This is a genomic window from Pelagibacterium mangrovi (genome assembly GCF_036662815.1).
In the GTDB taxonomy this organism is placed as follows: Bacteria; Pseudomonadota; Alphaproteobacteria; order Rhizobiales; family Devosiaceae; genus Pelagibacterium; species Pelagibacterium mangrovi.
The window spans coordinates 31,291-48,962 of record NZ_JBAFXA010000005.1 but is presented as its reverse complement, the minus strand read 5'-3'; the positions used below and the strand labels follow the sequence as shown (position 1 = coordinate 48,962).

Below are 17,672 nucleotides of genomic sequence, written 5' to 3'. Positions count from 1 at the left end.
TGATGGCTAAAGTCGCGCCGATCAGTCCCTGTTTTGTTGCGCTTCCGAACCACAAAAGTGGATCGTATTTTTTCTGGAAGCGTTCCAGCGATGTCATGTGATTGCGTTTTCGCAGGCGGAATTTTCGGTTTCGTCTGGCGATGGCGCACAACGGAGAATTTTTGTGAAGCACGAAGAAATCATCAAGCTGCAGAAATATTTGCAAAAGAAATTCGGCACGGCCGAGATCGACGTACGGCCGCGCCCCAAGCAGGACGATTCGGTCGAACTCTATCTGGGTGATGAGTTCTTCGGGTTGATCTATGTGGACGAGGACGAGGGCGAGCGGTCCTATATGGTCCAGATTTCCATCCTCGATATCGATCTCGACGAAGTCTGATCAATCCGCGCGGACATAAATTTTGGGGGCCTCCGGGCCCCCTTTTTATTTGCGGAAGAGCGCCAAGGCTTCTTCGATCCGCGCATCGAATACCCGCCAATTGCCGAGCACCGTGGCGTCGAAGGACACGACGGCGGTGTTGCGGTCCGATAGGGCCATGACGCGCAGGCAGGTGCGGGCGTCGCTTTCCGCCGCGACCGGCGCCATGCATTTGGCGACGAACGGGCTGGCGCTGAGCGGATCGTACCAGACGGTTTCTCCGCGCGTTCCGGCATCGCCTTCCAGCGGCTTGCCCACGAGGCCTGCGATGCCCGAAAGCTGGGTGTCGGCGAACTGGTGCAGATAAACGCTGTCGAGCAGCGTCGCGCTGGTGCGCGCCCGCCCGCGCGGCATGATGGTGATCGCCACCTCGCTCAATCCCTCGGCGGCCAGCGGCAGGGCGAGGGTGAGATCGATCCGTTCAGCAAAGCCGTCGCGGCGCTGGGTCGGATCGGCCAGCAAGGCGGCGGGCAGCACGTAAGGCTGGGCGCCGATCGTCACGATATGGTTGGCCGTGAGCGTCGGTTCGATGGTCCCTTCGGCCATAGCATCGAGATAGGCGCGGACGCCATAGGCGAGGCCCAGAGTCGCCATCGCCACAATCAGCGCGATGCAGGCGATCGTATAGAGCACGGACCCAAAAGGCCGGGGCAGGGTGGCGGGTCTGTTCACATTAACCATCAAAGTGCGAGGGCCATGACAGCGAGTTTGGCCCCCGCTATGCTTAACAAATCGTAAAAGCCGCGATGTGCCGGAGGCAGGTTTCGTGACCCAATTGCTGTTGGCCCTGTTTCTCGTCGCTATCGGCATGAGTGTCGCGGGCACCGGTACGCATCTCTATCAGCAGTTCGCCCGCAAGGTGGCCGGCTTCCGTGTCGAGGGGCGCAACGGGTTGGAGAGCTTTGCGAACCTGTTCGTCGTCTTTCTTTGTGGTCCCTATATGCTGCTGCGGCTGGGGTGGCAGGCCGATGCCAGCGGGCGCACCTCTGCGGTCAACGCGCTTTTGGCCGCCTTCATCGCCTTTAGCTGGAGCTTCGTCACCGGACTGATGGTCGTGGGGACCTATGTTTCGATGCTTAGGGCAGCCGCATAAAAAGAAGGCCAGCGCTCAAAAGAGGCTGGCCCGAGTTTGACACTCCTGTCGGGGAGTGGATTGGGTTGCGCTAGATCAGTAGCCGGCGGTTGCGGTGACGGTCACGTCGTCGCCGCTCAGAATATCCACCCACTGGCCCGCGTGGGCCTGGGACTGGCGCTTGAGAAACGTATAGGACGTCTCGTTCCAAAGCTTGATCAGGCCTTCCTGATTGTCGAGCACCATGTCGCCACGGTCGGTACGCACCATCAGCACGGCGTGGCCTTCGCCATTGGGCTGCCGCACGACGGAAATCAGAAGGTTCGCAGGCTCCCAGCCGCGTTCGATCAGGGCGGCGCGCTTGGCGAGGACGAAATCCTCGCAGTCGCCATAGCCCGAGGTGGGATAGGTCCAGAACTCGGCAATGCCATAGAGGTCCTGGTCGCTGACGGCGGTGACCGTCGTGTTGTAGTGGTTGTTGACGTCCTGAAGCTGGCGCCAGAGGTCGTCATTGAGCGCGACCGGAGCGGCCGGCGCCATCGGCTGGCACTCATAGGGGCGCTTCTGGCAATATTCCAGATGGCCGACCGGGATGGAGGTATGGGTGACGGCCACTTCGGCGTAAGCGGTCTGGATACGGGCGTCCTGGGCGGCCACGGGTGCGGCGGCTCCGATTGACGCGATGAGGGCGACAAGGCCCGAAACAAGGATCGATGTGTTTTTCATTATCGTGATCTCCCCGACGAAGATCACGATAGAGGGCGGCAATTGCCCTGATAGAAAAATTGCCACGCAGTTTTTATGCGTGTTTTATCGGCTTGTTTTACAAACCGTTAGGCATAAATCCTGCGCTTTTGATTCAGCGGCGCGCGTAGAACGCGTTGCCGCCGGCGACCAGCACGTAATGCATGTTGCGGTAGGGGAAGGTCAGCCCGGCAGTGTGGAAATACATGGCGTCGTAAACGCCGGGGTGGCGTTCGCCGCGCAGCACGCGCGAGGCCATCTGCGAGGCCAGCGCCACCGAACGGGGTTCGGTCATCTTGTTGTGCAGTACGCCGCTGGCGAACTGGTTCTTCTGGCCGACAACGCCGCAGACATCGTTGGGGAACTGGTGGGAGCCGACGCGGTTCATCACCACGGTGCCAACGGCCAGCATGCCATCGGGGCTTGAACGGTTGGACTCGAAATACATGACGCGCGTCATGCATTCATGCGGGTTCTTGGACCCGCCGAACAGCCCACCCAGGAGCGATGTGCACCCGGCAAGGGAGGTGAGGGCGGCAAGGCTGACGGCAAGAGCCGCTACCTTTTTGACGATACGCATAACAAAAACCATCCAGATTACGCGGGTGGTTGCGCCATCCGAACCCGCCCCCGCGACCGGACCTAGCGCGACTGGCCGATACATTAGGAGCGATCGGGTTAAGGATCGGTTCACTACGATCGCTGGCTTGAAAAACAGTCCGATTGGTCTAAAATCAGGCCGATTGGTCGATTTTGGTGGGGAATGGCGAGCTTTATCGAGCAGGCACGGCGAAAGCAGATCATCGCGGCGGCGATCTCGGTGTTGGCGCGCGAGGGTTATGCGCGGGCCTCGCTGTCGCGGATCGCGGCACAAGCCGGCATTTCCAAAAGCGTCATCTCCTATCATTTCGCCGGCAAGGACGAGATGTTTTCCGCCGTGTTCGAGCATGTTGTAGAAGCGGCGGGCGCCTATATGACGCCGTTTCTCGAACAGGCGGGCGATCCCGCCGGTCAGATCGCGGCCTATATCCGGCACCAGCTCGGCTACATGGAAGGGCATCGCGACGAACTTCTCGCCATCGGCGCACTCGCGATGAACCACACGACCGGCAATCTGGCCGACACCATCGCCAATTCAACAGCCGAGGAGCGGGCCGTCCTGGTTTCCCTGATCGAAGCGGGGCAGGCGGCGGGGCAATTGCGCCCACTCGATGCCGGTGTCATGGCAGCGGTGATCGCCAAATCGGTGGAAAGCGCGCTGGAAGAATGGGCGTGGCGACCCGAAACCGATCTCGCCGCCTATGCCGACGAGCTGGTCGAGCTCTTCGCGCGCGGCATGCGCAGAACCGATCGGTGAGCGCGGTTCTTGTCGGATTGGGCTGGCGCCATGCGGCCGTACCGGTCGGCGTCGTCGGTGCCGCGGCGGTGTTCGTTTCGTCGCAGAGCGGTGCCGATATTGGGTTAATCGGCAATGCGTTTGCCGTTGGTGGACTAATTCTGCTGGTCTGGCTGGCCATCGCTCTCCCTGTTGCGGCGCGGGCGGGCAGGGAGGCGGCGATTGCCGTGGTCGCCATGTCGCTCCTGTTCCTCGTCAATTTGATCGGGTTGAGCCTGCCGCGTATCGGGTTTTTCGCCGAGCTCGATTGGAACTGGCAGGGCAAGACGCTTGATCTGGTCTGGTGCCTGCTGCTGATCGGGATGTTGAGCCCGCAGATGCGGCGCGAGATCGGGTGGACCTGGGCGACGCGGCCCGGCACGCTGCCGATCGCCTTCATCAACATCGCCATACTGGCTATCGCCGGTTTTGCGTTGCTGGGCGGCGCGAGCGCCCAAGAGCTTACGCTCGAGCGGGTGTTGTTCGACACGACCCATCCCAATCTCGTCGAGGAAATCGTCTTTCGCGGTTTCATGCTGGCGTTGCTGGATCGCGCGTTCGGGACGCGCTGGACCTTTGGCGGGGCGCGGATCGGCTGGGGCGTGGTCCTGACGGCTTGGCTGTTCGGGCTGGTCCATGGAATAGCGCTCGATGCGGACGGCGCGCTGGTTTTCTCTCTGCCCTATCTGCTGCTGACATTTATCGCCGGGCTGGTGCTGGGCTGGATACGCGCGCTGACTGGCAGCCTGTGGCCGGCCTTTCTCGCCCATGTGGCTCCCGAAGCGGGAATTTTGCTGGCGCTGGCCGTGCGCTGATCCGAAAAGGAGATTTCAATGCCCCCGATTGCATCGCCATATTTGAGGGTCGGAATCGTCTGGGTGGCGATGGTTGCCATCTGGTTGCTGTTGTCCTTGCTGCGAAACCTGATCTGGGGCACGGGCGCCGATGGCTACAGCCTCGGCGGACATATCGTCAGCGCCGTCTTGGCCACTGTTCTGGCGGTGCCGATGGTTGTCGTGGCGCGGCGGGTGCTCGACGGCAAATCGGTCCAAAGCCTTGGGCTGGAATTCTCATCCGGGGCGGTCGTGCAATTTTTGATCGGTGCCCTGGCTTTCCTGCTGCCGTCCGCGCTCGGCTTTGCGATCGTCCTGGGTTTCGGATGGGTGAGCATCATGCCGGTGGCGCCGATCGCCGAGATTGCGCTGTTCGTGCCGCTGCTGGTTCTGCTCGTCTTCATCTACGAAGCCTTGCCCGAGGAACTAGCGTTTCGGGGCTATATGCAGGTCAATCTGGGCACCCGGCTCGGCTATTGGGGCGCCAACATCGCGCAGGCGGTGCTTTTCGCGCTTTGGGGAGCGGCGTTGTGGACCGTCACGACGGGCGCGCCCGCGCTGGGCAGGCTGGTCATGTTCTTCTTCATCGCCTTGGTTTTGGGGATGGTTCGCGCCAGTACGGGATCGGTCTGGACGTCGATAGGCCTGCACGTCGCGTTCCAGACCGTCGCCCAGCTTTTGCTCAATACCGAGCGCCGGCACTTCGCGGTCGAAGGCGTCGAGATGCTGCAACTCGTCGCGATCGGGATCGTCCCGTTTTCGCTGGCGGTGCTGGTGGTCGAGGTTTCGAGCGCTCGGCTTAGGCTCAGGTGATCCGTAGGTTTTGCTGCACCCAAAAGCGCGCGCAGCAAAAGTGGTTGCCGGTTTTGCGGTTAGCGCGCGCGAATAAAGCCGTGGTGCTTGCCTGGGCGGATCAGGTGATCCGCAAATTCTGCTGCACCACGGTCAGCATTTCCTGAACCGAGGCGAATTCGACGGCGATGCCGTCGGAGAAGTGCCGCACCACGCGGGCGCGCATGCGGCCGAGCGTGATCGGGGTGCCCAGCGCCGGGCGCACGTCGATTTCGACAGCGGCGCCCGAAAGCGAGATGTCGGTGATCTTGCAATTGTAGCGCCGTCCGTCCTCGAGCAGGATCGAGGAGTGGCGAATATCGGGGACCATGCGTTCGTGTCGCCGGTCCTCGGGCAAATTCAGCAAATCCTTGTTGGTCAGCCAGGTGAGCTGCGCGGCGACCTTCTCGCGCTTGCGCGGCGAGGCGACGAGGTCCATGCGGAAGCCGCCATCGGTGAGCTCGAGGATAGTCCCTTCCACCCGGCCCAGATGGTCGAGATAAATGATGATCTTTTCGCCCACGCGGCCGGGAACCGGCGCGATGACGAGCGCGTCACCGGGAGACATTTCGATGATTTGGCAGGGGAACTCGCGGCGGTCGACCAGCATGTAGCGGCCCAGAATCGAGACGCGCACACGCTGGAAGCGTCCTTCGTCCTCGCTGGTGGGCGAGGAACCGGGATGAGTCCCATGCATCGGATTCTCGATGAGCATATGCCGCGTCCGCCCCTGATCGCTGCCGGAATTCCTCCGACAATATGCGTCATAGCGTTAACGGACGGTAAGGCGGCCAGTCACGATTTGGCTTGAATGCCGCCCGATCAGCTCTTTCCGCCGTCGATCACCGAAAGATGGGCGTAGCGGCGAGCAGAGTATCCCGCGACCGTCGCCGGCATGGGCGCGCGCGTGTCGTTCACGACGGCGGCGATGTCTTCCATCATGGCGTTGCGACAGCCTTCGGGGGTGACGGTATCCCTGTCGTCGGGCCAGATCAGGCGCAGTCCCGTGATGCGCTGGTCGACGATGGGGTGGATGCCCAGCCAGTAGGGCGCGTCGAGCGCGGTGAGGCTGCCCAGCATGCGGGCCGATGTGATGCCGTTGTGCCGCAGCGGAAACAGCGCCATTTCGAACGCGAGCTTTTCGCCGCGTTCGGTCTGGCCCTCAAAGGTGACCAGCGCCACCGCATGATCCTCGGTCACCGCCCGCATGAGCGTTTCGAGCGCGTCATGGTCGCGCATGGCCCAGAGCGAGGAGAAGGGGCGGGTCTTGAGTTCCCGGCAATAGGTCGCGCAGATGTGGGAACCGGCCAGCCGGAAGGAAAAATCGATGCCGTCGTTCGATTCGAGAATGAAGGTCTGGGCCAGCGCGTCGCGAATCCGTGTAGGGTCGATATCACGGCGTTCCGGGGCGGAACGGGCGCCGCGAATCTCGTTCCAATAGGAGTAGAGCGTTTTCGTCGAGCGCTGTTGCATTTTATTCCCGGCTGGTCTGGATCGAGAGTGGGGAAGCTCGATATGAGTTTCCGCCGACACAACGTGACAGTGCCAAATTCGCTGCGCAAAAGCGCTCTTAAACAATCATTAAGGTTAATATCCACGGCGCCCATGTGGATAATGTTCGAGCCGGCGGCTAAGCTTTAGGAAAACAAGGGAAAATCCGATGTCCGATAACGAAGATCCCTCCGGCGCTCCGCAACGCGAACCCATCTTCAACGTGCCGGGCGTGATCACGGTGCTGGTGGGGTTGATGTGGGCGATTCACGTCGCCGCCGACCTTGCGCTGGACGAGTACGGGTTGGGCAATCTGCGCATCTGGTTCGCTTTCATTCCCGATCGGTTCTTCAATGGTGCGGAGTGGCCGGGCGGGATGTTGCCCTTGCTCTGGACGGGGTTTACCCACGCCTTCCTGCATGTCGATTACATGCATCTGGCGATCAATACCGCCTGGCTTGCCATTTTCGGCACGCCGGTCGGCCGGCGGTATGGAGCGGTTGGGGTGCTGATCGTTTTTCTGTTGGGTGCGCTGGCGGGCGCGTTGGTGCAGGCGCTGGCCATGAGCTTTTCGATCAACCAGTTCGCCGTTCTGCTGGGCGCTTCGGGCGGCGTTTCGGCGCTCACGGGGGCGGCCATGCGGTTCATCTTCGAACCGCCCATCTGGGGCAGGGATGCCGAAACCGGTGAACCCGTCCCGCTCGGGCGGCGCACGGCTACGCTGGGGGGCGTGTTCCGCAATCCGCGCAGCCGCGTGTTCATCATCTTCTGGATGGGGCTCAACCTGCTGATCGGGTTTGCCCCGATGATTCTGGGCACAAGCGTTGCTATCGCCTGGGAAGCCCATATCGGCGGGTTTGTCGCGGGGCTGCTGCTGCCCTCAGCGCTGGATGCGATGGCGCGGCGGCGTTTGCGGTCCGAGCGCTAAGCCAGCCTCAGCGCCCGTAAACCTCTTCGGGGTCGAACAGGCGCGGTTCTCCGGTGTCGGCGAGACGCGCTTTGCCATCCACCATCTCGACCTTGCGGTAAAAGCAGGATTTGCGTCCGGTATGGCAGGCTGCGCCGTGGCCGGTCTGCCTGACGGTCAGCACAATTGCGTCCTGATCGCAGTCGGTGCGCATTTCGACAAGCTCCTGGAGCTCGCCAGAGCTTTCGCCCTTTTTCCAGAGCTTGCCGCGCGAGCGGGACCAGTAGGTCGCATAACCCGAGCGCAGCGTCTCGGCGAGCGCCTCGGCATTCATATGGGCGACCATGAGAATCTGGTTCGTGCCGGTTTCCACCGTGATGGCGGTGACGAGCCCGTTCGCGTCGAATTTGGGTGCAAAGACCGAACCCGATTCGCGTTCGGCTTCGGTGAGCGATTGAGGATCGGCAAACATGTCTATCGTCCGGCGCGGATCAGCGCGAAAAAGCGGTCCTGTTCCTGCCGGTCCTCGGCAAAAACGCCGGTGAAGCGGTGGGTTACGGTCGACGACCCGTGCTTTTGCACGCCGCGCATGGACATGCACATATGCTCGGCCTCGAGCATCACGGCGGCGCCGCGCGGGTTAATCGCCTCGTTGATGGCCTCGATGATCTGGGCCGTGAGGTTTTCCTGCGTCTGCAGGCGCTTGGCGAAGACGTCGGTCACCCGCGCCAGCTTGGAGAGACCCACAACGCCATCATGGGGCAGATAGGCGATGTGCGCCTTGCCCACGAAGGGCACCATGTGGTGCTCGCAATGGGAGGAAAAGGGGATGTCGCGCACCAGCACGATATCGTCATAGCCGCCGACCTCGGTGAAGGTCGTTTCCAGAATCGCTGCGGCGCTCTGATCGTAGCCGGCGAAAAATTCGGTATAGGCGTCGACCACGCGGCGCGGAGTGTCGAGCAGCCCTTCGCGATCGGGGTTGTCGCCGGCCCATGCGATGAGCGTGCGCACCGCCGCTTCGGCTTCCTGCCGGCTGGGGCGGTCGATGACCCGCTCTAGCGCGGTCTGGGCGAGGGCTTTGGGCTTGACGTTCATTTCCATCGGAAAGTCCCCTGCTGTCGGCGCCATTTCATCCGCAAGACGCCGAAGGGTTGCATCTGGACCAATTGGTTTGCAGGTCCGCGCACGGCTCCTTATATAGTTTTGGCGTGCCATTCGACAAGAAAACAGATTGGCAAGATTAACTGAACAATAGTCGAAACGACCCCGACCCGGCGCGAAATGGAATTTTCCGACCTTTACAGCGATCGCATCCTTGAAATCGCCGGCGCGGCGCGCCAGATGCCGCGTCTCGAAGCGCCCGACGGATCGGCTCGCAAGGTTTCCCGCGTTTGCGGCTCGGCCATCGAGGTGGATCTGCAATTGGCCGACGGGGCGGTCACGGCCTATGGCGCCAGCGTCAATGCTTGCGCGCTGGGCCAGACCAGCGCGGCGATCATTGCTGAACATATCGTGGGCTCGACGCCCGCCGAATTGCGCGCCCTGCGCGAGCAGATGATCGCGATGCTCAAATCCGACGGTCCGCCGCCCACCGGGCGTTGGGACGATCTCAAATATCTCGCGCCCGTTCGCGGCTTTCCCGCCCGCCACGCTTCGACGCTTCTGGTGTTCGAGGCGGTGACCGAGGCGCTGGACAGGGCAGGGGTGTGATGGACCGGCTCTGGGCCGTTATCGACTGGCCCTTCAAATGGACGGCCTATCTCCTGATCCAGGCCTATCGCTACACGCTTTCCTCCATCATGGGCCGAAACTGCCGCCACGCCCCCTCGTGCTCTGAATTCACCCGCGACGCGATTTTGCGGCACGGCTTCTGGCCCGGCGGCTGGATGGGTGCCGCCCGCATCTGGCGGTGCCGGCCTCGGGGAACGCATGGGTATGACCCCGTGCCGGAGGAAGTGCCGGGCGCGGCGCGGTGGTATCTGCCATGGCGGTATGGGCGGTGGGGGTAGGATCCCTACGCGTGCCGCGGTTGGCAGATCGAGCGCTGCCCACCCTTCATCCGACCCGGCTTCGTCGGCACCCCTTCTCCCTCAAGGGGAGAAGGGGTGCCCGTTGCAAGCGCCCAAGACAACAAAGGGCTGGAATCCGGGGCCATTCATGCTAATCAACCGCCTCGCAAATGCGAAACCCCGCTCAATCGTGAGCAATTTGGAGATTGAAAATGACGATCAAGGTGACGTTCCCCGACGGTGCAGTGCGTGAATACGCCAAAGGCACCACCGGGACCACCATCGTCGAGGGTATCTCCAAGTCGCTGGCCAAGAAAACCGTGGCGACGCGCTGGAACGGGGTTCTGGCCGATCTCTCCGATCCGCTCGAAGCCGATGGCGCCATCGAATTCGTTTTGCGCGACGACGAGGCTGCGCTCGAACTTATCCGCCACGATGCGGCGCACGTGCTCGCCGAAGCGGTGCAGGAGCTTTGGCCGGATACGCAGGTGACCATCGGCCCGGTTATCGAAAACGGCTTCTATTACGATTTCTACCGCGCCGAGCCGTTCTCGGAAGACGATTTGCGCGCGATCGAAAAGAAGATGGAAGAGATCGTCGATCGGGGCGCGGAGTTCACCAAGGAAGTCTGGAGCCGGGACGAGGCCAAGAAGGTGTTTTCGGCCAAGGGCGAGCAGTTCAAGGTCGAGCTCGTCGATGCCATTCCCGAGGATCAGGACGTCAAGATCTACAAGCAGGGCCAGTGGTTCGACCTCTGCCGCGGCCCGCATATGCGGACGACCAAGGATGTGGGCAAGGCGTTCAAGCTCACCAAGGTGGCGGGTGCTTATTGGCGCGGCGATTCCGACCGCGAGGTTCTGAGCCGCATCTATGGCACGGCCTGGGCCAGCAAGGACCAGCTCGACGCCTACCTCCACATGATCGAGGAAGCCGAAAAGCGCGATCACCGCAAGATCGGGCAGGAGATGGACCTCTACCACTTCCAGCCCGAGGCGCAGGGGTCGGTGTTCTGGCATCCCAAGGGGTTCGTCATGTACAATCAGATGGAGGAATATATCCGCCGTCGTTTGAACGATGCGGGCTACAAGGAAATCAAGACGCCGCAGCTTCTGGACAACAAGCTGTGGGAGAAATCGGGCCATTGGGGCAAGTTCCGCGAGAACATGTTCGTGGTGCCCGACGAGACGCCCTCGACCGAGGGCGATCAGCCGGTGATTTCCGCCGATGCCAACCTTCTGGCGCTGAAGCCCATGAACTGCCCCGCGCACGTTCAGGTCTTCAACCAGGGGATCAAGTCCTACCGCGATCTGCCTTTGCGGCTTGCCGAATTCGGCTGCTGCCATCGCAACGAGGCGCATGGGGCTCTGCACGGGCTGATGCGCGTGCGCCAGATGACGCAGGACGACGCGCACATCTTCTGCCGGGTCGATCAGATTCAGGCCGAAACCGAGAAGTTCTGCGCGCTGCTCGATTCCGTCTATGAGGACATGGGCTTTACCGAAGTCAAAATCCTGCTCGCCACGCGGCCGGAAACCCGGGCCGGTGACGATGCGGTCTGGGACCTCGCGGAAAAGAGCCTTGGCGATGCGCTGAGGGCCACCGGGCGCGATTTCGAGATCGCGGAAGGCGAGGGGGCGTTCTATGGCCCCAAGCTCGAATTCCATCTCAAGGATGCCATCGGGCGCTCGTGGCAATGCGGCACCTTGCAGCTCGATTTCGTGATGCCGGAGCGGCTGGATGCCTCCTATGTGGCCGAGGACGGTTCGCGCCAGCGCCCCGTCATGCTGCACCGGGCAATCCTGGGATCGCTCGAGCGCTTTATCGGCATGATGATCGAAAGCTACGCCGGCCGCATGCCGCTCTGGCTGGCGCCGGTGCAGGTGGTGGTCGCGACCATCGTCTCGGATGCCGACGATTATGCCCGCGAGGTGGTCGCGGACCTTCAGGCGAGGGGTATCCGGGCCGAACTCGACATTCGCAACGAGTCGATCAACTACAAGGTGCGCGAGCACTCGGTGGGGCGCGTGCCGTTCATCTTCGTCGCGGGTCGGAGGGAGGCCGAGGAAAAGACAGTGTCTATCCGCCAGCTTGGTAGCCAGGGGCAGACGGTCAAACCGGTCGCGGAGGCGATTTCAGAACTGGTTGGGCAGGTGACGCCGCCGGATTTGAAGCGGAAAGTGGCGTAATGTTTTATCCCCGGTGATGAGCCGGGGATATTTTTTTGCATGGGCACGCCGAGGTTTGTGCATATGGCCACCTCAGCACACCCCTCATCCGCCCCTTCGGGGCACCTTCTCCCTCAAGGGGAGAAGGGTAGCTCCTGGCAGCGTTGGTACTCTTGCCGAAACGCTGCCACGGTTCTCCTCCTCCCCTTGAGGGGGAAGATGGGCCGGCGAAGCCGGGGCGGATGAGGGGTGCGCTGAGCTTCAATATCCATCGCGGCGGCTGTTCAATCGCTGCGCCCCCTCATCCCCAACCCTTCTCCCCTGGTGGGAGAAGGTGCCCCGAAGGGGCGGATGAGGGGGGCGCTGAGCTGGCGCTGTACACTGCGGCCAGAGGTGTGTCCCTAAACCCCTCCCGTACCGCTGGCAGCGTTGCAGATTGTCGGGTCACGCCCGACAATGACGAGCGGATGGAGTGGGGCGCCTAATAAACCGTCGTCAAAATCTCGACTTCCCGAGGGCTGCCGGTGACGATTTCGAATTCGCGATTGTAGACCTTGTCGCCCAGCTTGGCCAAGGCGAGGTAGTCGCCCTCGGCCAATACCGTGGCGGGGAAGGCGCCGATGTCGGAGAAGATGGTTTCCCCTTCCGGCGTCTTGATCGTCCATTCCACGTCGGCGATCGCCTCGCCGCCTTCTTCCGAGACGAGACGCAGCGAGACCTGGGCGGCCTTGTGATGCAGCGTGGCTTCGGTGACCTGTCCGGATTCGACGCGCAATTCGGAGCGGACCACGGCGTTGATCGTTCCGAACCGGGAGACGATCGAATAAATCCCCGCGTTGAGATGGATCAGCTCGTCGGGCGCGACGTTTTCGGCAACGGTGGTGCGTCCGTTGGGACCATCGGAATAGATGTCGAAGCGCAGCAGGTCGCTGGGGATGGGCACGTCGCCACTGATCATCGCCGAAAGGCGCAGGCCGCCGACTTCGAAGACGATGGTGTGGGTGTTGGGTCCGGGCTCCACGAACAGCGTATCGCTGGCCTGCGCGCGGCCATAGGCGACGTGCATTATGTATTCGCCCGGCGGCAGGCTCAGGCTGGCCGTGGCTTCCTCGGATTTGGCGACCATCGCCAGCTCGCCCGTCGCATCGGTGCGGCTGTCGAAGACGCGCCAGACCAGGCCAGCAGGAATGAACGGCCCATCGTCGGTCAGCCGGGCCGAAAGCGTGACGGGCTGGGGATCGGTTATGCCGGAAAAATCGGGGCGGGCATCCGGGCCGATATCGAGCTCGGTGCCCTCGATCATCACGTCCGGGTCGGTATCCTCTTCGTCGGTGGCCGAGCCGCCGAACTCGGCCGGGCGCGCGGGCGGGACCGGGGCGACGAGGTCTTCATCGACCTCCTGAGCGAAACCGGGAACCGCGCCAATCAGGAGAACGCACAGGAAAAACAGGGAACGCAGCCGCATCAGCCCACTCTTTGCCGAACCGCCCACACCAGAACGGTGGCGATTCCTAGTCTTGGATTGGGGAAAAGCTGTGTCATAAGGGAGCGCGATGAGCAAGTTAGGAGCCCATTTCCCGTTATGACCACCAATGCCGCCCTGCGCGATTATCTCAAGACCCGCCGCACAGTTACCGCGCCGTTTCTGACCGAACCCGGCCCGGACGCCGATGCGCTTGCCGAACTGCTCACGATTGCGTGTCGCGTGCCCGACCATGGAAAGCTGGCGCCATGGCGTTTCGTGATTTTCCAGGGTGACGCGCGGCAGAAGGCCGGCGAGCGGCTGTTCGAGATCGCCGAGCGTAAATGGCCTGATCGGACCCCGGAACAGCTTGAGGCCGAGCGTCGTCAGCTCATGCCCGCGCCGCTGACCGTGGGGGTGATCTCGACAGCCGCGCCGCACGTCAAAATCCCCGAATTCGAGCAATTGCTGGCCGCCGGCAACGTCTCCTTCAACCTCTGCCACGCCGCCAACGCACTCGGTTTCGGCGCTCATTGGGTCACGCGGTGGTTCGCCTATGACGACGAAGCTTCCGCCATGCTGGGCGCCAAAGAGGGCGAGCGATTCGTGGGCTTCGTCCATATCGGTACGCCGCAAACCCGGCTTGAAGATCGCGACCGGCCCGATCCGCAGGCGCTGACCAGCTATTGGGAAGGTTAACCGGGAATTAACCGTCGGTAGGGTTTCATTAACCATAGATTTTCGACTCGGATTTCCATGGCCTCGCCGATTTCCTCAGTTCCGCAGCCCATCGCTTATGCCCTGGACAGGGCAGGGGCCCGGAACGGCGTGGATTTCGACTATCTGCTGCAAACCGCCATCCGCGAAAGCAGTTTGAACCCTGCCGCCAGGGCATCCACTTCTTCGGCGACGGGGCTTTTCCAGTTCATCGAAAGCACGTGGCTCGAGGTGATGAAATCTGAAGGGCCACGGCTGGGCTATCAGGATTTCGCCGATCAGATCTACGAGAACGACGGCGAATTCTTCGTGCCCAACCCGGCGACCCGCCAGCAGATTCTCGATCTGCGCCATGACCCGCAGGTTTCCGCCGATCTCGCCGCGGCGTTCACGCGGCGCAATGGCGATTATCTGTTCGGCAAGTTCGGGCGCATGCCCAGTCCGGGCGAGCTCTATATCGCCCATTTCATGGGCCCGAGCGGGGCCGAGCGCTTTTTCGAACTGGGGTTGCAAAGTCCCGATGCGAGCGCGGCGGGGGCCTTTCCGCGTCCGGCTGCGGCCAATCCCTCCATCTTCTACGAGGGTGGGCGTCCGCGCACGGTGCGCGAGGTTTATGAGGTGCTGGTTGCACGCCATTCCGGCGGGCCGGCCAATTCCGCATTCGACGTGCAACAGCTCGCCAGCCAGCAGCCGCTTCCTTCCCGCGTTGAACTGGATAACCGTCCGCTCATTCCGCCCGGCGTGTCGTTCACCTCGCTGTTTTCCACCGAGGCGACGCCGCCGGTGTCCTCGCCGGTCGAAACGCCCGAGGCCGTTCCCGGTCGTGCGTTGTTCAGCGGCCTTTATACGGGCGAATAATCCCAGGCCTTATGGTGAACCAATCCTTAAGTGTTGCCGGCTAAGGATTGGCGCAAGAGTGTTTGGGGATGCGTATGGTCGCCTATCAGCGTTACGTGCAACTGTCGCAATCGCGGAACAGCGAGGAGCGCGGGCAGGCGGCGCATCTGGCTGCGCTGGCTTATCTGGGGCATAAGGGGCCTGCTGACGAGCAGGCGGCGCTTTACGCCGCGCTGATGAGCTTTCTCGACGATCCTTCGGTCAAGGTGCGGGCGGCCCTCGCCTATGGATTGCTCCATTCCGAGCACGCCCCGCGCCCGATCATGCTTTCGCTTGCCCAGGACGCGCCGGTCATCTCGCGCGCCGTCGTGCAATTTTCGCCGGTGCTGCTCGATGCGGATTTGATGGGCATCATCCGCTCGGGCGATCCCGACATGCTCGTGGCCATGACGGCGCGGGATTCACTCAGCCAGCGGATTGCCCTGGCCCTGACGCGTCTGGGCGATCCGGACCTTTGCGTGCGCGTGTTCGAACGGTTCGATATCGGCCTGCCGGAAGACGATCTTATCGCCCTGGCCGACAAATGGGGCGAGGATGCCAGGGTTCGCGGCGCGCTGCTCAAGCGCCGCGATCTTCCCGGCATCGCGCGGCTGCATCTTGTGAGTTGCGTGCGCCAAGCGCTCGGCGGGCTGCGGATCGTCAAGGGCGCCATCCAACCCCGCCGGCTTGAGCGGTTGATGCGCGACGCTTGCGATAACGCCACCACCGCCATCGGCGAGCGGGAGGCCGGTAGGGGCGCGCGTGGTTATGTCGCCGCCATGGCCGAGGGGGAAAAGATCAACGCCCGGCTGATGCTGCACGCGCTGGTGCACGGCCATGTGCTGTTTTTCGCCGATGCCCTCGCCCAGCTATCGGGCACGCCGCTGGCCAAGGTGTTCACCATCCTCGACGGTGGAAGCCGCGCGGCGCTGCATGCGCTCTTTACCCGTTGCGGGTTCACGCCCTCCGTTCGCAACCTTTTGGCGCGGATGGTCGGACACGCCCGGCGCGCCGATCTGGCCGATGACGTCGCCGCCCGGCACTATGTGGTTTCGCTTTTGATCGAGGAATTGATCGTCGAGCATGATGGCGAGCTTCCGCCCTCGCTCGATGAATCCTTTGCCTATCTCAACGAGCAGAATATCGCGCTGGCCCGCCGCGCGGCGCGCGGTGTCATGCCGGCCTTCGCCGCCGAGGCGCCTGAGGAGATCATGGTCGCCGAATTGACGCCGGAACGCCTCGCGCTTCCAGCCGCCTAGAGTCTTTCCGCGTTTCTTCGAATCGCTTCACTTGCTCTGGGTCTTTGTTTTGTCGCGCTTCCGAACCGCAAAAGTGGTGCCCACTTTTGCTGGAAGCGCTCTAATACCGGAACTGCTCGATCAGCACCCGCTCGTCCAGGCTGTGCCCGGGATCGAACAGAAGGGTCGCCGAGTGCCGTCGGTCCTCATGGACCTGCACCTCGATGACATTGTGAAATTCCACATTGTCGGCAACGGCGCTGAGGGGCCGTTTTTGGGCTTCGAGGGTCGTGAAGGTCAGATTGGCGCGGTTCGAAAGAATGGCCCCGCGCCAGCGCCGGGGCCGGAAGGGGGAAATCGGGGTCAGCGCCAAAAGCGGCGCCGTGATCGGCAGGATCGGGCCATGGGCCGAAAGATTGTACGCCGTCGATCCAGCCGGGGTGGCGACGATGACGCCATCGCAGATCAGCTCTTCAAGGCGAACCTCGCTGTCGATGCGGATCTGGATCTTGGCGGCCTGGTAGGACGAGCGGTAGAGCGAGACTTCGTTGAGCGCCAGCGCTTCGGAAACCTTGCCGGTGGCATCGGTGACCCGCATCTTGAGCGGATGGATGGTGGTCGGCATCGCCGCCCGCAACCGCACGTCGAGCGCGTCGGGGCTGTATTCGTTCATGAGGAAGCCGACCGAGCCGAAGTTCATCCCGTAAACGGGGACGCTGAGGTCCATCACCCGATGCAGGGTTTCGAGCATCAGCCCGTCGCCGCCGAGGGCGACGATGATCGAGGCGTTCTCGATGCCGGGATCGCCGTGTTTGGCGACGAGTATCTCGCGCGCCGCTACAGCCTCTGCCGTATCCGAAGACACGAAGGAGACCTTGCCGTCAGTATAAAGCGCCAAGCGTGTTCTCCCCGACCGCAGACAGATTAAAATGCCGTCCGGGCATCTAACACGCAGGCCTCGAACTGGCCAGCGTCAGCGTGTCGACGCCGTCGAGATGATCCCGTAGATCAGCGCGGCAAATGCGATGACGATGATGGCGACACCGCCCACCACCGACCCGCCGAGGGTCGCGACATAAATTCCGCCCAGCAGCAGCGCCATATGGATGAGGAACCATTTGGCCAGATGGACGAAGCCGTTATAGGTCCGCGTGTGTTCGGCATATTCGGCGTCGAGCTGGGTCGGCGTAGGTTCGGCGATCGCGGGGTCGACGCTGACGAGTTGTGCTTCGCTCATGGTAAGCCCTCCTTGCTTGATACCACTAAACGTGGAAGTGGGCCGGAGGTTTCAAAGGCTCGCTTGCATCGAGGGAGGACTGGTGCTAGCAACCTCGCCGTTGCCGGTATAGCTCAGTTGGTAGAGCATCTGATTTGTAATCAGAGGGTCGCGGGTTCAAGTCCTGCTGCCGGCACCATAAAACTCCCGGAATTGCTGATGTTTTGAAAGCGCCGCTCGGGGCGTCCCAGTCCATTTTGGCCGCTGGGACGCCGTTGGGACGCCGGGCGCGGAATCAAGGTTGCGATCCTTGCG

The 17,672-nt window shown here is 62.4% G+C and carries 21 protein-coding genes, 1 tRNA gene and 1 pseudogene; 13 read left to right on the top strand and 10 right to left on the bottom strand.

Annotated features, from left to right (window positions below; genetic code table 11):
* Positions 1-163: 163 nt before the first annotated feature.
* Complete coding sequence (locus tag V4T21_RS09740) at positions 164-379, top strand: DUF3126 family protein (protein ID WP_332715949.1); 216 nt, start codon at positions 164-166, stop codon at positions 377-379.
* 45 nt (positions 380-424) lie between these two features.
* Here V4T21_RS09740 and V4T21_RS09735 read toward each other — a convergent pair whose 3' ends face one another.
* Positions 425-1,090 (bottom strand): hypothetical protein, encoded by a 666-nt coding sequence (locus V4T21_RS09735; protein ID WP_332715947.1) that lies wholly within the window; start codon positions 1,088-1,090, stop codon positions 425-427.
* Between the two features lie 94 nt (positions 1,091-1,184).
* Here V4T21_RS09735 and V4T21_RS09730 point away from each other — a divergent pair, with 94 nt between their 5' ends.
* Positions 1,185-1,511: a DUF6949 family protein gene (locus tag V4T21_RS09730; RefSeq protein ID WP_332715945.1), complete on the top strand. Its 327-nt coding sequence runs from the start codon at positions 1,185-1,187 to the stop codon at positions 1,509-1,511.
* A 75-nt stretch (positions 1,512-1,586) separates the two neighbouring features.
* On the opposite strand, the gene V4T21_RS09725 is transcribed toward V4T21_RS09730, so the two are convergent.
* Both V4T21_RS09725 and V4T21_RS09720 read right to left on the bottom strand, forming a co-directional pair.
* Positions 1,587-2,216 carry a transglutaminase-like cysteine peptidase gene (locus V4T21_RS09725; RefSeq protein WP_332715943.1) on the bottom strand — a complete coding sequence of 210 codons (630 nt, stop codon included), beginning with the start codon at positions 2,214-2,216 and terminating at the stop codon, positions 1,587-1,589.
* 136 nt (positions 2,217-2,352) lie between these two features.
* Positions 2,353-2,700 (bottom strand): annotated as a pseudogene (locus tag V4T21_RS09720) (cell wall hydrolase); the annotation flags it as partial.
* 297 nt (positions 2,701-2,997) lie between these two features.
* On the opposite strand from V4T21_RS09720, the gene V4T21_RS09715 reads away from it, so the two are divergent.
* From V4T21_RS09715 to V4T21_RS09705, 3 genes are read left to right on the top strand one after another with little or no spacing between them, the layout of a single operon-like run.
* The gene (locus V4T21_RS09715; RefSeq protein ID WP_332715941.1) at positions 2,998-3,591 is read left to right on the top strand and encodes a TetR/AcrR family transcriptional regulator; all 594 of its coding nucleotides are present in this window, start codon (positions 2,998-3,000) and stop codon (positions 3,589-3,591) included.
* Positions 3,588-4,424 (top strand): CPBP family intramembrane glutamic endopeptidase, encoded by an 837-nt coding sequence (locus tag V4T21_RS09710; protein ID WP_332715939.1) that lies wholly within the window; start codon positions 3,588-3,590, stop codon positions 4,422-4,424. The genes V4T21_RS09715 and V4T21_RS09710 overlap by 4 nt, the downstream gene beginning before the upstream one ends.
* An 18-nt stretch (positions 4,425-4,442) precedes the next feature.
* Complete coding sequence (locus tag V4T21_RS09705) at positions 4,443-5,255, top strand: CPBP family intramembrane glutamic endopeptidase (RefSeq protein WP_332715937.1); 813 nt, start codon at positions 4,443-4,445, stop codon at positions 5,253-5,255.
* A 100-nt stretch (positions 5,256-5,355) separates the two neighbouring features.
* On the opposite strand, the gene V4T21_RS09700 is transcribed toward V4T21_RS09705, so the two are convergent.
* On the bottom strand, positions 5,356-5,988 hold the full coding sequence (locus V4T21_RS09700) for a PilZ domain-containing protein (RefSeq protein WP_332715934.1): 633 nt from the start codon (positions 5,986-5,988) through the stop codon (positions 5,356-5,358).
* Between the two features lie 107 nt (positions 5,989-6,095).
* A complete protein-coding gene (locus V4T21_RS09695) occupies positions 6,096-6,746 on the bottom strand; it encodes a PAS domain-containing protein (RefSeq protein WP_332715932.1) in 651 nt (216 codons plus the stop codon).
* Positions 6,747-6,933: 187 nt separating this feature from the next.
* On the opposite strand from V4T21_RS09695, the gene V4T21_RS09690 reads away from it, so the two are divergent.
* Complete coding sequence (locus V4T21_RS09690; RefSeq protein WP_332715930.1) at positions 6,934-7,692, top strand: rhomboid family intramembrane serine protease; 759 nt, start codon at positions 6,934-6,936, stop codon at positions 7,690-7,692.
* A 7-nt stretch (positions 7,693-7,699) separates the two neighbouring features.
* On the opposite strand, the gene hisI is transcribed toward V4T21_RS09690, so the two are convergent.
* Positions 7,700-8,143 carry a phosphoribosyl-AMP cyclohydrolase gene (gene hisI / locus V4T21_RS09685; RefSeq protein WP_332715927.1) on the bottom strand — a complete coding sequence of 148 codons (444 nt, stop codon included), beginning with the start codon at positions 8,141-8,143 and terminating at the stop codon, positions 7,700-7,702.
* Between the two features lie 2 nt (positions 8,144-8,145).
* Positions 8,146-8,775 (bottom strand): GTP cyclohydrolase I FolE, encoded by a 630-nt coding sequence (folE, locus tag V4T21_RS09680; RefSeq protein WP_440589644.1) that lies wholly within the window; start codon positions 8,773-8,775, stop codon positions 8,146-8,148.
* 180 nt (positions 8,776-8,955) lie between these two features.
* Between folE and V4T21_RS09675 the strand changes: the two genes are divergently transcribed.
* The 3 genes from V4T21_RS09675 (at position 8,956) to thrS (ending at position 11,869) form a co-directional block, all read left to right on the top strand.
* Complete coding sequence (locus tag V4T21_RS09675; protein ID WP_332715925.1) at positions 8,956-9,384, top strand: iron-sulfur cluster assembly scaffold protein; 429 nt, start codon at positions 8,956-8,958, stop codon at positions 9,382-9,384.
* Entirely contained in the window at positions 9,384-9,683 is a 300-nt protein-coding gene (yidD, locus tag V4T21_RS09670; protein WP_332715923.1) for a membrane protein insertion efficiency factor YidD, read from the top strand. The genes V4T21_RS09675 and yidD overlap by 1 nt, the downstream gene beginning before the upstream one ends.
* Before the next feature lie 212 nt (positions 9,684-9,895).
* A complete protein-coding gene (gene thrS, locus V4T21_RS09665; protein WP_332715921.1) occupies positions 9,896-11,869 on the top strand; it encodes a threonine--tRNA ligase in 1,974 nt (657 codons plus the stop codon).
* A gap of 460 nt (positions 11,870-12,329) precedes the next feature.
* Here thrS and V4T21_RS09660 read toward each other — a convergent pair whose 3' ends face one another.
* Positions 12,330-13,313: an RgsD C-terminal domain-containing protein gene (locus V4T21_RS09660; RefSeq protein ID WP_332715919.1), complete on the bottom strand. Its 984-nt coding sequence runs from the start codon at positions 13,311-13,313 to the stop codon at positions 12,330-12,332.
* Between the two features lie 117 nt (positions 13,314-13,430).
* On the opposite strand from V4T21_RS09660, the gene V4T21_RS09655 reads away from it, so the two are divergent.
* From V4T21_RS09655 to V4T21_RS09645, 3 genes are all read left to right on the top strand, one after another.
* On the top strand, positions 13,431-14,009 hold the full coding sequence (locus V4T21_RS09655) for a nitroreductase family protein (protein WP_332715917.1): 579 nt from the start codon (positions 13,431-13,433) through the stop codon (positions 14,007-14,009).
* A gap of 57 nt (positions 14,010-14,066) precedes the next feature.
* The gene (locus tag V4T21_RS09650) at positions 14,067-14,885 is read left to right on the top strand and encodes a transglycosylase SLT domain-containing protein (RefSeq protein ID WP_332715915.1); all 819 of its coding nucleotides are present in this window, start codon (positions 14,067-14,069) and stop codon (positions 14,883-14,885) included.
* A 68-nt stretch (positions 14,886-14,953) separates the two neighbouring features.
* The gene (locus V4T21_RS09645) at positions 14,954-16,162 is read left to right on the top strand and encodes a DUF2336 domain-containing protein (protein ID WP_332715913.1); all 1,209 of its coding nucleotides are present in this window, start codon (positions 14,954-14,956) and stop codon (positions 16,160-16,162) included.
* A gap of 100 nt (positions 16,163-16,262) precedes the next feature.
* Here the strand turns inward: V4T21_RS09645 and V4T21_RS09640 are convergent, their stop codons facing one another.
* Both V4T21_RS09640 and V4T21_RS09635 read right to left on the bottom strand, forming a co-directional pair.
* Positions 16,263-17,039, bottom strand: a complete 777-nt coding sequence (locus V4T21_RS09640) for an NAD kinase (protein ID WP_332715911.1) — start codon at positions 17,037-17,039, stop codon at positions 16,263-16,265.
* Positions 17,040-17,114: 75 nt separating this feature from the next.
* Complete coding sequence (locus V4T21_RS09635; protein ID WP_332715908.1) at positions 17,115-17,378, bottom strand: aa3-type cytochrome c oxidase subunit IV; 264 nt, start codon at positions 17,376-17,378, stop codon at positions 17,115-17,117.
* Between the two features lie 102 nt (positions 17,379-17,480).
* Here V4T21_RS09635 and V4T21_RS09630 point away from each other — a divergent pair.
* Positions 17,481-17,556: transfer RNA gene (locus V4T21_RS09630), tRNA-Thr, on the top strand.
* Positions 17,557-17,672: the final 116 nt, after the last annotated feature.

Excerpts from the sequence above, each read along its gene's own strand:
- yidD (WP_332715923.1), top strand. The coding sequence starts at position 9,384 with ATGGACCGGCTCTGGGCCGTTATCGACTGGCCCTTCAAATGGACGGCC.
- folE (WP_440589644.1), bottom strand. The coding sequence starts at position 8,775 with ATGGAAATGAACGTCAAGCCCAAAGCCCTCGCCCAGACCGCGCTAGAG.
- V4T21_RS09645 (WP_332715913.1), top strand. The coding sequence starts at position 14,954 with ATGCGTATGGTCGCCTATCAGCGTTACGTGCAACTGTCGCAATCGCGG.
- V4T21_RS09725 (WP_332715943.1), bottom strand. The coding sequence starts at position 2,216 with ATGAAAAACACATCGATCCTTGTTTCGGGCCTTGTCGCCCTCATCGCG.
- V4T21_RS09695 (WP_332715932.1), bottom strand. The coding sequence starts at position 6,746 with ATGCAACAGCGCTCGACGAAAACGCTCTACTCCTATTGGAACGAGATT.
- V4T21_RS09715 (WP_332715941.1), top strand. The coding sequence starts at position 2,998 with ATGGCGAGCTTTATCGAGCAGGCACGGCGAAAGCAGATCATCGCGGCG.
- V4T21_RS09675 (WP_332715925.1), top strand. The coding sequence starts at position 8,956 with ATGGAATTTTCCGACCTTTACAGCGATCGCATCCTTGAAATCGCCGGC.
- V4T21_RS09705 (WP_332715937.1), top strand. The coding sequence starts at position 4,443 with ATGCCCCCGATTGCATCGCCATATTTGAGGGTCGGAATCGTCTGGGTG.
- V4T21_RS09660 (WP_332715919.1), bottom strand. The coding sequence starts at position 13,313 with ATGCGGCTGCGTTCCCTGTTTTTCCTGTGCGTTCTCCTGATTGGCGCG.
- V4T21_RS09690 (WP_332715930.1), top strand. The coding sequence starts at position 6,934 with ATGTCCGATAACGAAGATCCCTCCGGCGCTCCGCAACGCGAACCCATC.
- V4T21_RS09635 (WP_332715908.1), bottom strand. The coding sequence starts at position 17,378 with ATGAGCGAAGCACAACTCGTCAGCGTCGACCCCGCGATCGCCGAACCT.
- V4T21_RS09650 (WP_332715915.1), top strand. The coding sequence starts at position 14,067 with ATGGCCTCGCCGATTTCCTCAGTTCCGCAGCCCATCGCTTATGCCCTG.
- V4T21_RS09700 (WP_332715934.1), bottom strand. The coding sequence starts at position 5,988 with ATGCTCATCGAGAATCCGATGCATGGGACTCATCCCGGTTCCTCGCCC.
- V4T21_RS09655 (WP_332715917.1), top strand. The coding sequence starts at position 13,431 with ATGACCACCAATGCCGCCCTGCGCGATTATCTCAAGACCCGCCGCACA.
- thrS (WP_332715921.1), top strand. The coding sequence starts at position 9,896 with ATGACGATCAAGGTGACGTTCCCCGACGGTGCAGTGCGTGAATACGCC.
- hisI (WP_332715927.1), bottom strand. The coding sequence starts at position 8,143 with ATGTTTGCCGATCCTCAATCGCTCACCGAAGCCGAACGCGAATCGGGT.